Annotated in this window: 12 protein-coding genes; 9 read left to right on the plus strand and 3 right to left on the minus strand. The window is 70.2% G+C overall.

The genetic code is table 11. The features are described from left to right. Positions 1 to 25: 25 nt before the first annotated feature. The 4 genes from PSS76_RS07635 to PSS76_RS07650 all read left to right on the plus strand — a co-directional run bounded on the left by PSS76_RS07635 (position 26) and on the right by PSS76_RS07650 (position 5,577). Positions 26 to 1,210 (plus strand): sensor histidine kinase, encoded by a 1,185-nt coding sequence (locus PSS76_RS07635; RefSeq protein ID WP_022597183.1) that lies wholly within the window; start codon positions 26 to 28, stop codon positions 1,208 to 1,210. A 10-nt stretch (positions 1,211 to 1,220) separates the two neighbouring features. Continuing rightward, positions 1,221 to 1,889, plus strand: coding sequence for a response regulator (locus PSS76_RS07640; RefSeq protein ID WP_013416766.1), 669 nt, complete (start codon positions 1,221 to 1,223; stop codon positions 1,887 to 1,889). Between the two features lie 491 nt (positions 1,890 to 2,380). Next, a complete protein-coding gene (locus PSS76_RS07645) occupies positions 2,381 to 3,136 on the plus strand; it encodes an ABC transporter ATP-binding protein (protein WP_081206216.1) in 756 nt (251 codons plus the stop codon). Further along, the gene (locus PSS76_RS07650) at positions 3,136 to 5,577 is read left to right on the plus strand and encodes an ABC transporter permease (protein ID WP_337456088.1); all 2,442 of its coding nucleotides are present in this window, start codon (positions 3,136 to 3,138) and stop codon (positions 5,575 to 5,577) included. The genes PSS76_RS07645 and PSS76_RS07650 overlap by 1 nt, the downstream gene beginning before the upstream one ends. Before the next feature lie 5 nt (positions 5,578 to 5,582). On the opposite strand, the gene PSS76_RS07655 is transcribed toward PSS76_RS07650, so the two are convergent. Then, positions 5,583 to 6,302: a TIGR03089 family protein gene (locus PSS76_RS07655; protein ID WP_041674375.1), complete on the minus strand. Its 720-nt coding sequence runs from the start codon at positions 6,300 to 6,302 to the stop codon at positions 5,583 to 5,585. Positions 6,303 to 6,341: 39 nt separating this feature from the next. Beyond that, the gene (locus tag PSS76_RS07660; RefSeq protein ID WP_372489600.1) at positions 6,342 to 7,877 is read right to left on the minus strand and encodes an LCP family protein; all 1,536 of its coding nucleotides are present in this window, start codon (positions 7,875 to 7,877) and stop codon (positions 6,342 to 6,344) included. A gap of 40 nt (positions 7,878 to 7,917) precedes the next feature. Here PSS76_RS07660 and rfbD point away from each other — a divergent pair, with 40 nt between their 5' ends. Genes rfbD through PSS76_RS07680 form a run of 4 tightly spaced genes read left to right on the plus strand, consistent with a single transcriptional unit; the run spans position 7,918 to position 11,650 of the window. Beyond that, positions 7,918 to 8,811 carry a dTDP-4-dehydrorhamnose reductase gene (gene rfbD / locus PSS76_RS07665; RefSeq protein WP_084846269.1) on the plus strand — a complete coding sequence of 298 codons (894 nt, stop codon included), beginning with the start codon at positions 7,918 to 7,920 and terminating at the stop codon, positions 8,809 to 8,811. Positions 8,812 to 8,845: 34 nt separating this feature from the next. Beyond that, a complete protein-coding gene (locus PSS76_RS07670; RefSeq protein WP_013416761.1) occupies positions 8,846 to 9,748 on the plus strand; it encodes a glycosyltransferase family 2 protein in 903 nt (300 codons plus the stop codon). Then, positions 9,745 to 10,824, plus strand: a complete 1,080-nt coding sequence (locus tag PSS76_RS07675; protein ID WP_005518668.1) for a mannose-1-phosphate guanylyltransferase ManB — start codon at positions 9,745 to 9,747, stop codon at positions 10,822 to 10,824. Before PSS76_RS07670 ends, PSS76_RS07675 begins: the two co-directional genes overlap by 4 nt. Positions 10,825 to 10,873: 49 nt before the next feature. Further along, positions 10,874 to 11,650: an SGNH/GDSL hydrolase family protein gene (locus PSS76_RS07680; RefSeq protein ID WP_005518669.1), complete on the plus strand. Its 777-nt coding sequence runs from the start codon at positions 10,874 to 10,876 to the stop codon at positions 11,648 to 11,650. Between the two features lie 65 nt (positions 11,651 to 11,715). Here the strand turns inward: PSS76_RS07680 and PSS76_RS07685 are convergent, their stop codons facing one another. After that, a complete protein-coding gene (locus PSS76_RS07685; RefSeq protein ID WP_084846270.1) occupies positions 11,716 to 12,999 on the minus strand; it encodes an MFS transporter in 1,284 nt (427 codons plus the stop codon). A gap of 178 nt (positions 13,000 to 13,177) precedes the next feature. Between PSS76_RS07685 and PSS76_RS07690 the strand changes: the two genes are divergently transcribed. Then, entirely contained in the window at positions 13,178 to 13,894 is a 717-nt protein-coding gene (locus PSS76_RS07690) for an IclR family transcriptional regulator (RefSeq protein ID WP_013416758.1), read from the plus strand. Positions 13,895 to 13,912 lie beyond the last annotated feature (18 nt).

The following is a 13,912-nucleotide window of genomic DNA, read 5'->3' on the forward strand; positions in this document are numbered from 1 at the left end:
CGAAACTGGGCTCTAGGCTGACGGCATGGCCCGGTTCCCCCTGAGTGAGCGCTGGTATCGCTGGAGCGCCGCCCACGCGGTCGGAATCGACCGTGTCGTGGCGGCGCTCCTGTCGTTCTTCTGCCTCTTGGCCGCCGCCTCCGACGGCGGCGACAAGGCGTTGGTCGTGTCGCTCGGTATGACGGTGCCGCTGGCGTGGCGACGCTCCCACACGATCGTCTCCGGGTTCACCATCGCGGGATTCGCGGTGGCGCACCTCGTGCTGATCCCGAACATGCTGCTGCCGAGCGTGATCGCGGTGCCGATCGCGCTGTACGCCTTCGCCGCGTACACCCCGCGGTGGAGCAGCTACACGGCGCTGCTGATCGCGATCGGGGGCGCGTCGATCGGCGGTCTCGAGTATTTCGCGTACGACGGACGCGGCTGGCAGGAGGCCGTGATCACGTCGACGTTCCTCGTCGTGTTCGTGCTGGCGGTGTGGGCGTTCGGTGATCTGCGGCGGGTCCGTCTCAAGGAGATCGAGGGCCTGACCGAACGAGCCCGGCTGCTCGAACTCGAACGCGCCCAGGAGGCCGAACTCGCAGCCCTCGGCGAGCGCACCCGCATCGCACGCGAGATGCACGACATCGTCGCGCACTCCCTCACGGTGGTGATCGCCCAGGCCGACGGCGGCCGGTACGGCGCGGCGCAGGATCCGCAGGCGGCGATCACCGCGCTCGAGACCATCGCCTCGACCGGGCGGCAGGCCCTGACCGACATGCGGGCGCTGTTGTCGGTGTTGCGCGAGGATCGGCCGCGCGAGTTTTCCGCGATGCCGGGAGTCGGTGACATCGACGGGCTCGTCGCCGAATTGCGGCGCGGCGGCCTGGACATTGCTCTGAGCGTTGCGGGCGAGCCGCGGGAGCTGTCCACCGGGGCCGGTCTCACCGCGTACCGGATCGTGCAGGAGTCGCTCACCAACGTGCTCAAGCATGCCGGGCCCGGTGCCCATGCGCGGGTGGACGTGTATTGGGGCGAGCGTGAACTCGAGCTCGTCGTCACCGACGACGGCCGGGGCGGGGCGGCCGCGTTGATCGAACCGTCGCCGGGCGGTCAGGGCGTGATCGGGATGACCGAACGCGCCAAACTCCACGGAGGGCGACTGACCGCCGGTCCGGCGTCCGGGGGCGGCTACCGGGTGCAGGGACTCCTCCCGTACGTCGCGCCCTAGGCTGGTCCGCATGATCCGTGTGGCGCTCGTCGACGACCAACAGCTCGTGCGGGCGGGTTTCCGCATGGTGATCGACTCGCAGCCCGATCTGACCGTGGTGCTCGAGGCATCCGACGGCGCGGCGGGTGTGGCCGAGTTGGAGCGCACAGCCGCCGACGTCGTGCTGATGGACGTGCAGATGCCGCACCTGGACGGCATCGAGGCCACCCGCCGGCTCACCGCGCGGGACGACTCCCCGAAGGTGGTGGTGCTCACCACGTTCGAGAACGACGAGTACGTGATGTCGGCGATCAGCGCGGGCGCCAGCGGTTTCCTGCTCAAGGACGTGCCCCCGGAGGAACTGCTGGCCGCGATCCGCACCGTCCACCGCGGCGACGCCGTGATCGAGGCCCGCTCCACCCGCAAGCTGCTGCAGCACGTGGGGCCGATGTTGAGCGACTCGGCGGCCCCGTCGCTGCCCGAGGACATGACCCCGCGCGAGATCGAGGTGCTCGAGGCGATGGCCCACGGGTTGTCGAACTCGGAGATCGCACAGAAGTTCGTGGTGTCCGAGGCGACCGTGAAAACCCATGTGGGGCGGGTGCTCTCGAAGACCGGTTCGCGCGACCGGGTCCAGGCCGTGGTCTACGCCTTCCAGGTCGGTCTCGTCCGTCCGCAGGATCTGCTCGGCTCCGACTGAGTCGACCTCTGCGCCCACTCCTGCGCCTCCCGGGCGGATTCCCGCGCAACTCGGAAGGAGTGGACACTCAGGCCGGTGCGCGACGCGAGCGCCGGCCATCCCTGCCGGACCAGCCAGTTCTGCCGCTTCCGGCCGCTGTGGAACACCTCCGGTCCGCTGTGGAATTCGCGTCCGTCGACTTCGACGACAACTCTGGAACGGGGCTCGGAACGGGTATGGATGCCGAAGTGGTTCACGAGGGGAGAGTCCGACCCGGGTATGACGCACCGCGGCGTGGCACCCAGGGAGGGGAAAAGTCTGTGGATGGGCCGGGGCCTGTGGAGAGCCGTAGCGTCCAGTCCTGAGTCGGGTGCGCGGATTTCCGCGCTCGAGGCCCGGAGTGGGCACCCCCAGGATGACCGCCGGTCCTACCCAGGGATGACGGCGGCCCGCCTGGAGATCGCCCCGCGCTCCGATGTGCCGGGCCCCTGACCAGCCATAACGTCGACTGCATGAGAATTGACGACCAGAAGGTGCGGGCTCGGGGCCTGACGAAGACGTACGGCAGCGGCGACACCGCGGTCCATGCACTGCGCGGGGTGGACGTCGACTTCGGGGCCGGGATGTTCACGGCGATCATGGGACCCTCGGGCTCGGGTAAGTCGACGCTGATGCACTGCCTCGCCGGCCTGGATACCGCGACAGCCGGAACCGTCGAGGTGGGCGGCACCGAGATCACGACCCTGGGCGACCGCGCGCTCACGGAACTGCGACGGGATCGGATCGGCTTCGTGTTCCAGGCGTTCAACCTGCTGCCGGTGCTGTCGGCGGAGGAGAACATGCTGCTGCCGATGCGGTTGGCGGGACGTCTGCCCGAGTCGGGATGGCGCGACGAGGTGGTGCGGCGACTGGGGTTGACCGACCGGCTCGGACACCGCCCACACGAGTTGTCGGGCGGGCAGCAGCAGCGGGTCGCGGTGGCGAGGGCTCTGCTACCGCAGCCCGACGTGATCTTCGCGGACGAGCCCACCGGCAATCTCGATTCCCGCACCGGCGCGGAGGTTCTGGACCTGTTGCGCTCGAGTGTGCGCGAGACGGGTCAGACCGTGGTGATGGTGACACACGATCCGGTCGCGGCGTCCTACGCGGATCGGGTGGTGCTGATCGCCGACGGCCGGATCGCCGGTGAGATCGACCGTCCCACCACCGATTCGGTGATCGAGACGATGCGCCTGCTCGGTGCCGACGACGTCAGCAGGACGCACTGATGCGCGGGCTGGCATGGGCGCAGATGCGGGCCCACGCGGGACGGTATGTCGCCTCGGCGCTCGCGGTCGTGATCTCGGTGGCCTTCATCGTCGCGACGCTCACCCTGAACTCGACGCTGAAGTCCGGCGTGACGGACTCGCTGGCCGGTCAGTACGCGTCGTCGGACGTCGTGGTGACCGGCAGCGCCGACGTGGCCGCGATCGCCGCGGTGCCGGGCGTGCGGGCGGTGAGCGAGGACGTCTCGGTCAGCGTCAAGGTGCGACGCGACGGCGAGTCCGCGGCGTGGGGGTCCGCGCAGTCCGTGGCGGACGACGCCTCGCTGCGCTGGCAGTCCCTCGCCGACGGGCGCTTCCCGGACGCGCCGGGTGAGGTTGCGGTGGAAAAGGACTCGGGTGTCCCACTCGGCGGCGACATCACCGTCACGACGCTCGGCGGCGACAGGCAGGTCACCGAGACCGCGAAGGTGGTCGGACATGTCGACCTGTCCGGCACGGCGCAGGGCATGGACGGCGCCACGGTGTTCGCGACGCCCGCGCAGTTGGACGCGTGGACTGCGGGTGGCGGTGCGCGGGAGATCCGTGTCGCCGGCGACGGCATCGTGACGCAGCAACAGTTGGCCGACCGGGTCCGCGCGGCGCTGCCGGCGGACACGACCGTGGAGACCGCGGCCCGGCAGACGGAACTCGCGTCGCAGCAGTACCTGGGCGACTCCGATCTGCTGGCGAGTGTCCTTCTCGCGTTCGGCGCCATCGCGGTCGTGGTGGCGGGGCTGGTCATCGCGAACACGTTCGCGGTGCTGCTCGCTGCCCGGACCCAGGAGCTGGCGCTGCTCCGCTGCGTCGGCGCGACGGCCGCGCAGGTGCGACGCAGCGTGCGGGCCGAGGCTGCCGGGGTGGGCGCGGTCGCGTCGGTGCTGGGTGTGGCGACCGGTGTCGCGACAGCCTGGGCGGTGGGCCGGATCGTGGCCGCCACCGACGCCCCGATTCCGTTGCGTGGCTTGACCGTCACCCCGGTCACGGTGATCGCGGGGCTGCTCGTCGGCATCGCCATGACGATGATCGCGGCATCGGCACCCGGCCGGGCGGCGACGCGGGTGTCGCCGCTGGCGGCGCTGCAGCCGCTCGAGTCGAAACCCGAACCACTGGTGGTCTCGCGGGCCCGCCGCTTGCTGGGCCTGCTCGGGCTGGTCGTCGGCGTCGGGATCCTGGCGGTCGGTGTGGCCACGGCTCAGGTGCTCATCGCCTGTGTCGGAGGACTGCTGACGTTCGTGGCGATCGTGCTGCTGAGCCAGCGAATCGTCCCGGCCGTGATCTCCCGCGTCGGTGCGGTGCTGGGCCGTTTCGGTGGCCCGGTCGGGATGCTCGCGGCGGGCAACGCCGGGCGCAACCCCCGGCGCACCGCGGCGACCGCGACGGCACTGCTGATCGGCGTGACGCTCACGAGCACACTCGTCGTCGGGATCGCGGTCACCAAGGCGAGTGCCCCCGGCGCGGTCGACGACCAGTTCCCGGTGGACGTCAGCGTCTCCACGCACCAGGACGGGGGACTGCCGATCGATCTCACCGACCGCGTGCGGGCGCTGGACGGGGTGGATGCGGTGGCACCGCTCTCGGTCGCGGACCTCACTCTCCCGGACGGCCGCGCCCTCACGGTGTACGGCACGGACGTGCCGGCGGTGCGCGCGACCCTGCGCACCGACATCGACCTGCCGGGCAACCGTCAACTGCTGCTGCCCGCCGACGACCGGACCGGGCTCGGCCTCGAATCCGGAGCCATGGTGATGCTCGCGGGCAACGCGGCGCGCGGCGAGTTCACCGTGGGCGACTCAGGTGAGCTGCCCGCGATGGTCGAGCAGCGGGCGTTGGGGACGCTGTCGTCGCAGGTGAGTACCGAGCAGTTGTGGATCCGGCTCGTCGACGGTCTCTCCGACGACGACCAGCGCGCGGTCCGGGACGAGATCGCGTCACTGGCGGAGCAATTGGCGCCGGGTAGCGACGTCGGTGGCTCCCTGTTGATGCGGGCGACCCTCGACACGGTCCTCGACACACTGTTGATGATCGTCGCGGGGCTGCTGTCGGTGGCCGTGGTGATCGCGCTGATCGGTGTCGGGAACACGATGGCGCTGTCGGTGCTCGAGCGCCGCCGCGAGTCCGGGCTGCTCCGGGCGGTGGGCCTGACCCGGGCGGGTCTGCGGTCGCTGCTGCTGTGGGAAGCCGTGCTGATCGCCGGTGTCGCGTCCGCACTCGGAGTCGTGCTGGGTCTGGCGTTCGGCATCACCGGATCCGCGTCGGTGTTCGGATTCGACGACCTCGAACTCGGGACCCTGCCGTGGCTGACGCTGCTGCTGATCGTGCTCGGCGGCGGGATCGCCGGCGTTGTCGCCGCGATCCTGCCGGCACGCCGGGCGGCGTGCACGGCGCCGGTGGCCGCACTGGCGTGAGCCGGTTACCCGCCGACTCGGGTGGTGATCTTCTCGGCGCCGACGCGACGTTCGACCGCGTCGGCGTCGGGATTGGCCACCTGTACCAGCGACGCGCCCACCGCGAGCACCGAGACCAGCCCGGCGATGAGCTCGTCGGGCGTCGACCAGGACCGGGTGGAGAGCACCCGGTCGCTTCCGGTGACACCGTCGGCGGCGGCCCCGGAGCGGGCGGCGGACAGGACGTCGTCGACGCCGCGGCCGTCGAGGGCCGCAGGGCCGGAACCGCCGGGCCGGAACTGGTCACCGTGCACCCGGACGGCCGTCGCGTAGTCGGTGACGCCGACAGGCAGGTCGGGAACGGGGCGCCCGAACGCGTCGAGCGAGAGAACCGCGATCTCGGGGACGTCGGCCACATCGTCCAGCCGGTCGACCGTCACGAGGGCGGCGTCCGCATCGGGATCCGCCTCGAGCGTGACCTCGAGGCCCGCCCACCAGGCACCGAGCAGCACGGCGGCGGTCTGCCAGTGCGCGGGCAGCAGCACCGACACCCGGGCGCCGGGCACGAGCGCGAACTCGTCCGACAGGAAGTTGGCGGTCTTCGCGGCCCAGTTGGCGAGCGTGACCGCCGACAGTTCGATGCGCTCGCCGGTGGCGTCGTCGTAGTAGGTGATCCGGGGGCCCGCCGGGTCGGCGGCGAGGATCGGATCGAGCAGTGCGGTGGTCAGGTCGGTCACGGCGCCCATTCTGTCAGTTCACGCGGCGGGGTCGGTTCCCCTGTCCGGTCAGTTCACGCAGTGCGGGCCCTTGTTGCCGGCGTCGATCGCGGGCCCGGGTTCGACGGGGGTGGGGGAGGTACCCGCGTCGACGACGCCGCCGGACCCGGTCGACGAACCCGCGGGGCTCTTGTAGTCGCCGGCGAGCACGACGCGAACCTCGCCGGACGCGAGCGACGAGTCCGCCTCGATCGGCAGTCCACCGAGCGTGACGGAAACCGCCTGGCCGGCTTGGCTGTCGGACTTGTTCGCGAACACCGTGCTGCGGCTCACGGACTTGCCGGTGTTGTTGCCGACGTCGCCCAGTCCGAACCCCTCGTCCTCGAGCGTCGCGGCGACGGTGGACGCGAGACCGCTGATGCTGCTGTCGTTCGCGACGTCGACCGTCACCGAGGACACGTCGATGTCCGGCATGGTCGTCGGCGTCGTGGAGGTGGTGGTGTCGTCCTCGGCGGGCTCCTCACCGGCGAGGGAGGCCACGTACTTGCGAACCGCCTTGGGGTCGACCTGCACGATCGACTCGCCGTAGTCGGTCATCCCGTTGATGTCGACCACCGGGATGGTCTCGAACCGCACCTTGCCGCCCGCCAGGTCCTGGAGTTGGGTGGCGAATTCGATGATGTCCCAGTCGGAGTCGAGTACCACCGAGCGCTTCACCGCCGCGCTCAACTGGTTGAGCTTGCCCGGGCTGGTGAGTGTCTTCGCGCTGAGTACCTCGCGCACCAGCGAGGCCATGAACACCTGCTGGCGGACGATGCGGTCGAGGTCGCCGCGGGGCAGGTTGTGGCGCTGACGGACGAAGCTCAACGCGTTCGGCCCCGACAGCGTCTGCTCGCCGGCGGGGAACTTCGCGCCCGAGAGGGGTTCGTCCACAGCCGCGTTGAGGCACACGTCGACACCGCCGACGGCATCGGTCAGCAGGACGAAGCCCAGCAGCCCGATCTCGGCGTAGTGGTCGACCGTCACCCCTGTGAGGTTCGCCACCGACTTGATGAGAGCCTCGCGGCCGGCCTGGCTCGATTCGTTCTCGGCGGTCTTCTCGGACTCGCCGTCCTCGATCAGCTTCTGGCGCTCGGCTTCCTTCGTGGCGCCGTAGGCGGCGTTGATCTTCGATTTTCCGAGGCCGGGCACGTCGACGTACGCATCGCGCGGAATCGAGATCGCGGTCGCGGAACTGCCGTCGTTGGGTACCCGGACGAGAATGATCGTGTCGGTGTTGGACGCGACCTCCTCGCCCGCACGCAGCGAGTCGAGTTCCGCCTGGCTCAACGGATTGCCGTGCGCGTCGGTGCGACTGTCGGTGCCCACCAGCAGGATGTCGACGGCGCCGTCCTTGGCGCCACCGAGGCCGAGGCCGCCGATCGTGGCGAGATTCGAGCGCAGCGAATCGACACTGCGCCAGGCGAATCCGGTTATGACGAGGACCAGCACCGCGACGACCGCGACTGCGATCTGAATGCGCGAGAGCGGGTTCTGCGCTCGCGGCACCCTCCGTGCGGTGGGCTCGTGTGGCACGCGTCGGCCTCCATGACGGTCGGTACTCATACTGGCGACAAGGCTACTGGTGATTCCGCTTCGACAGGGCATGGCGGCGCTCGGCGTGCCAGACTCGCTCCCTGTGCGAAGGATTCTGGTGACGGGTGCGCGGGGGCAACTCGGCGGCCGATTGGTGCAGTGCGCCGAGGCCGCGGGCCTGCCGGTGGAGGGTGTCGGTTCGGCTGAGCTGGACATCACCGACGCGGGTGCCGTCGACTCGTGGGTGGCGCCCGGCGCCGTCGTCGTGAACTGCGCGGCGTACACCGCCGTGGACGCCGCCGAGACGGACGAGGCGGCAGCGACCGCGGTCAACGAGACCGGCGCCCGGAATCTCGCGTCGGCCTGCTCGAAGGCGGGCGCCGACCTGATCCACGTCTCCACCGACTACGTGTTCTCCGGGGACCGCGCAGGCGCCGACGCCGCACCGTACGAGCCCGGGGATCCGACCGGCCCCCGGACCGCGTACGGGCGGACCAAGCTGGCCGGCGAACTGGCGATCCGTGCGGTGCTCCCCGACGCACACATCGTCCGGACGGCGTGGGTGTACACGGGAAGCGGTACCGACTTCGTCGCGACGATGCTGCGGCTCGAGAAGGAGAAGGACACGGTTTCCGTGGTCGACGACCAGGTGGGTTCGCCGACGTACGCGGTGGATCTGGCCGCGGGCCTGCTCGAACTGGCGCGTGTCGGTGGGCGGCCCGGGGCGACACTGCACGCCACCAACGCCGGTAGCGCCACGTGGTTCGACCTGGCGCGCGCGGTGTTCGCCGGGGTGGGCGCGGACCCCGAACGGGTCCGGCCGTGCGCCAGTGCCGAGTTCGTGCGTCCGGCACCGCGACCGGCCTACTCCGTGTTGTCTCCCCGCGCGTGGGAAGCGGCCGGTCTGACGCCGCTGCGCCCGTGGCGCGACGCCCTCGCCGACGCGCTGGCGCAGCGTCGATGAGGACGATACGGGCGCGCGGGCTAGGGTTGTCCGCGTGAGTTCGAAGCTGGCCGTGGTGACGGTGACCTACTCGCCGGGCGAGCACCTGGAACATTTTCTGAGCACGCTGGCCGACGCGACGGTCGAGAACCCGCAGGTCATCCTCGCCGACAACGGTTCGACGGACGGCGCCCCCGAGGCCGCCGCAGCAGCTCACGATCATGTCCGGCTGCTGCGTACCGGCGGCAATATCGGCTACGGCGGCGCGATCAACCGCGCCGTCGCCGAGATCGACCCCGACATCGAGTTCGTCGTGGTCGTCAACCCCGACGTGCGGTGGTCTCCCGGGTCGATCGACGAGTTGCTCGCGGCCGCCGACCGGTGGCCCCGCGCCGGCGCCCTGGGCCCGATGGTGCGCGAGCCCGACGGCAGCGTGTACCCGTCCGCCCGGCAGGTTCCGGACCTGATCTCCGGTGCCGGGCACGCGGTGCTCGGCACGGTGTGGCCGTCGAATCCGTGGACGCAGCGGTACCGGCAGGAAAACGAGACGATCACCGAGCGGCCCGCGGGCTGGTTGTCCGGCTCGTGCCTGCTGATGCGCCGGTCCGCGTTCGATTCGGTGAACGGATTCGACTCCCGCTACTTCATGTACATGGAGGACGTCGACCTCGGGGACCGGCTGGGACGGGCCGGCTGGCTCAACGTGTTCGTCCCGTCGGCCGAGGTCACCCACGCCAAGGGGCACGCGGCCGGCAAGCATCCCGAACTGATGCTGCCCGCACATCACGAGAGCGCCTACCGCTTCCAGGCGGACCGGCATCCGCTGTGGTGGCAGGCGCCGCTGCGGTGGGCCCTGCGCGGGGGATTGGCACTGCGTTCGAAGCTGGCGGTTGCGGCAGCCGTCCGCCAGCGCACGGGACGCGAGGACGAAGAGATCGAGACAGAGGGGAAAGCATGACACTCGCTGCGGAGACCGATGCCGTGATTCTGGTGGGAGGCCAGGGGACCAGGCTGCGTCCCCTGACGTTGTCGGCGCCCAAGCCGATGCTCCCCACGGCGGGAGTTCCGTTCCTGACGCACCTGTTGGCGCGGATCAAGCAGGCCGGGATCAAGCACGTCGTCCTGGGCACGTCGTTCAAGGCGAAGGTGTTCGAGGAGCACTTCGGTGACGGCAGCGACCTCGGGCTCGAGATCGAGTACGTGACCGAGGTGGAGCCGATGGGCACCGGCGGCGGCATCCGCAACGTGCTGCCGAGCCTGCGCGCCGACAACATCATGGTCTTCAACGGCGACGTCCTCGGCGGCACCGACCTGGCCGCGGTCCTCGACACGCACCACCGCACCAACGCCGACGTCACGCTGCACCTCGTGCGGGTCGGCGATCCGCGCGCGTTCGGTTGCGTCCCCACCGACGAGGAAGGCCGGGTCAAGGCGTTCCTCGAGAAGACGCAGGATCCGCCGACCGACCAGATCAACGCCGGTTGCTACGTCTTCCGCCGCGAGATCATCGAGAAGATTCCGTCGGATCGCCCGGTGTCCGTCGAGCGCGAGGTGTTCCCGGCCCTGCTGGCCGACGGTGCCCGCGTGTTCGGCCACGTCGACATGTCGTACTGGAGGGACATGGGTACCCCGGACGACTTCGTGCGCGGTTCGGCCGACCTGGTGCGCGGCATCGCGCCGTCGCCGGCCCTCGAGGGTCCGCGCGGCGAGTCGCTCGTGCATCCGGGCGCCGGGGTGGCGCCGGGTGCGCTGTTGATCGGCGGCACCGTCGTGGGCCGCGGTGCCGAGGTCGGCGCCGGAGCCCGACTGGACGGCGCGGTGTTGTTCGACGGCGCCCAGGTCGAGGCCGGTGCGGTGGTCGAGCGGTCGATCATCGGTTTCGGTGCCCGTATCGGTCCGCGCGCCCTGATCCGGGACGCGGTGATCGGCGACGGCGCCGACGTCGGTGCCCGCTGCGAGCTGATCGGCGGCGCCCGGGTGTGGCCCGGCGTGAAGTTGCCCGACGGCGGGGTGCGGTTCAGCACCGACGTGTGATTGCGCACGCCGCCAACTTCTTTAGCGCTGCTACTGAAATACTGGGGTCATGTTGTCGCAGGAACCGGTCTTCCACAGGTACGTCGCCCTCGGTGACTCGTTCACCGAGGGGGTGGGCGACCCCGACCCGACCCGGCCCAACGGGCTGCGGGGCTGGGCGGACCGGGTGGCCGAGGAACTTGCCACGCGCAGCGCCGACTTCGGATACGCGAATCTCGCGGTCCGGGGTCGGCTGCTCGGCCCCATCGTCGACGAACAGATCGACGCGGCCGTCGCGCTGGAGCCCGACCTCGTGACCATCTACGCCGGTGGCAACGACTTCATGCGGCCCAAGATCGACATCGACGCGCTCGTCGCCCGCTACGACGAGGCCATCGGCAAGCTCGCCGCGACCGGCGCCGAGGTGCTCGTGTGGACCGCCTACGACGCGGGCTGGGCGGCAGTGTTCGGCAAGCTGCGCGGCCGGTCCGCGATCTACAACGAACTGGTCCGGGAGGTGGCGGACCGGCACGGCGCCCGGATCGTCGACTTCTGGCGCTTCGACGAGTACCGCGACCTACGGATGTGGGACTGGGACCGCCTGCACATGTCCACCCCGGGACATCAGAACATGGCGATCCGGGTGCTCCAGACCCTCGGCGTCGAGCACCACATCGTGATGGACCCGCTCGGTCCGGAGCTGCCCACCGACAGGGCGTCCCAGCGCGAGGCCGACCGCCGGTGGAGGCGCGAGTTCCTCGTCCCGTGGGTCGGGCGCCGACTGCGCGGGACGTCGTCGGGCGACGGCATCACCGCCAAGCGGCCCACGCTCGCACCGATCCGGTAGGGGGCGTCGTCCGACGAGAAGGGCCGACCGGGAATCCCGGCCGGCCCCCTCTCGTGTGGGGTCCGTCAGTCGGTGCCGAGATTGCGGGTCGAGGCGATCGCCACGAGGCCGATCAGACCGACCAGGGCGAAGGCGTAGAAGCCCCACGGCACCGCGTATCCGGCGCCGAGCAGCGCGCCACCGAGGATCGGTCCGCAGATCGCGCCGACCCGGCCGACGCCCGCCGACCAGCCGAGGGCCGTCGCACGAACGTTCGCGGGATGGTTGGCGCTGGTGAACGCGTACACGAGCACCTGCGCGCTGAAGACGAAGCAGCCGGCCAGGAAGACCATGACGTAGATGCCGCCGCCGACGTCGATGCTGAGCAGCGCGAGGAAGACGGCTGCGCCGGTGAACCATGCGATTGCCGCGGTCCGCGGCCCCACCTTGTCGGCGACGCGGCCCGCGACCAGCAGGCCGACGACGGCGCCGGCGTTGAGGATCAGCAGGAAGGTCAGGGCCGCGCCGAGTTCGTAGCCGGCCTCGCGCATGATCGTCGGCAGCCAGGTGTTGAGGCCGTAGACCAGCAGCAGGCCCATGAACGACGTCACCCAGATGGCGATGCTGTTGCGCAGGAATTTTCGTGAGAAGAGCGTCTTGACGGGGTCGGTGGCCGTGGCCACGGGGGCGTCGGCGGCCGTGGCTGCCTCGAGCGTGAGTCCGTACTGTGCCGCGATGGTCTCGGCTTCCTCGCGGCGGCCCTTGGACAGCAGGTAGGACGGCGATTCCGGCAGGTACTTGATCATCAACGGGATCAGTACGACGGCCGGTGCGGCGCCGACGACGAACATCGAGTGCCAGCCGAACGGGTCGATGAGCACGAGTGCCAGGGCCGCCGTGGCGACGGCGCCGACGTGGTAGCCGGTCATCAGCATCGTCGATGCCGATCCGCCACCCTGCTTCTTGGAGAATTCGTTCACCAGGGCCAGCGCGGTGGGCAGGGCGCCGCCCAGTCCGACTCCCGCGAGGAAGCGGAGCAGTCCGAAGACGAACGGATTCGGCGCGACCGCGCACAGCAGCGTGAGAACCGAGAACGCCGCGACGGCGTAGATCAGTGCCCGCCGCCGTCCGATCACGTCGGTGAGGGTGCCGATGACGAGGGCGCCGATCGTCATACCGACGAGGCCGAACGTGGAGATCGTCGTGATCGCGCTGGTGCTCAGGTTCCAGTCGCCGTACTCGCGCAGTGAGGGGATCACCGCACCCAGGACCACGAGATCGAAGCCGTCGAGGAGGACGGCGATCCAACACAGTGGGGCGACCCACATCGCGGCGCGGCCGCGTGTCTCGAGTCGTTCGATGGTGCTCATTCGATCTCCAGAAGCCAAGGTGTTCGCAATACGAACCACCGTTCAATTTAAGAACTCGGTCATTGTTGGGTGGGTCACAGGAGAATGTCAAGCCGCATACCGAGGGGTTGGCGGTCTGCTGCGCGTGTGGTCCGGCCACACTGGGCTGGTGAGCGACGAAGGCGGAATCGACCGCAGCATGATCGGTCGGGCGTTCCGGGTGCTCAACTCGTTCTCCTCGGAGCGGCTGCGGATGACGCAGTCCGAACTTGCTCGGCGGACCGGGCTGCCGCTACCGACCGTCCATCGACTGTGCGCCCGACTGGTCGAGACGGGTGCGCTCGAACGTGACGGCGAGGGTCGCTACGAGATCGGCGTCCGGCTCTGGGAACTGGGAGCTCTCGCGCCCCGCGCACACGGTCTCAGGCAGGTGGCCATGCCCTACCTGGAAGACCTGTACGAGGCGACACGGGAGAACGTGCAGTTGATCGTCCGCGACGGACTCGAGGCGCTGTACGTGGAGCGGCTTTCGGCGCGCGGCGCGGTTGCGGTGGTGGGGCGGGCCGGAGGGCGATTGCCGCTGCACGCGTCGAGTGGGGGTCTCGTTCTCCTCGCGCACGGTGGCCCGAATCTGCTCGGCGCAGTGCTGGCCGGGGGACTCGAGCGGTTCACCCCCCACACGATCACGAGCGAGCACCGGCTGCGTCAGACGCTGGACGAGATCCGGCGGACCGGGTTCATCGTCTGCCGGGAGCATCTCAACATCGGCACGCTCGCGGTGGCTGCGCCCGTTCTACGTCCCGGGGGCGAGGTGATCGCGTCGGTCTCCGTGGTGGTTCGTGCGGACGAGGATCCGGCACCTCTGATTCCCGCCCTGCGGGCCGCTGCGCGGGGTATCTCCCGTGGCGTCGCGTGACACACGTCTCACCTGACA

It is taken from the genome of Prescottella sp. D32 (assembly GCF_037287305.1).
Taxonomy (GTDB): domain Bacteria; phylum Actinomycetota; class Actinomycetes; order Mycobacteriales; family Mycobacteriaceae; genus Prescottella; species Prescottella equi.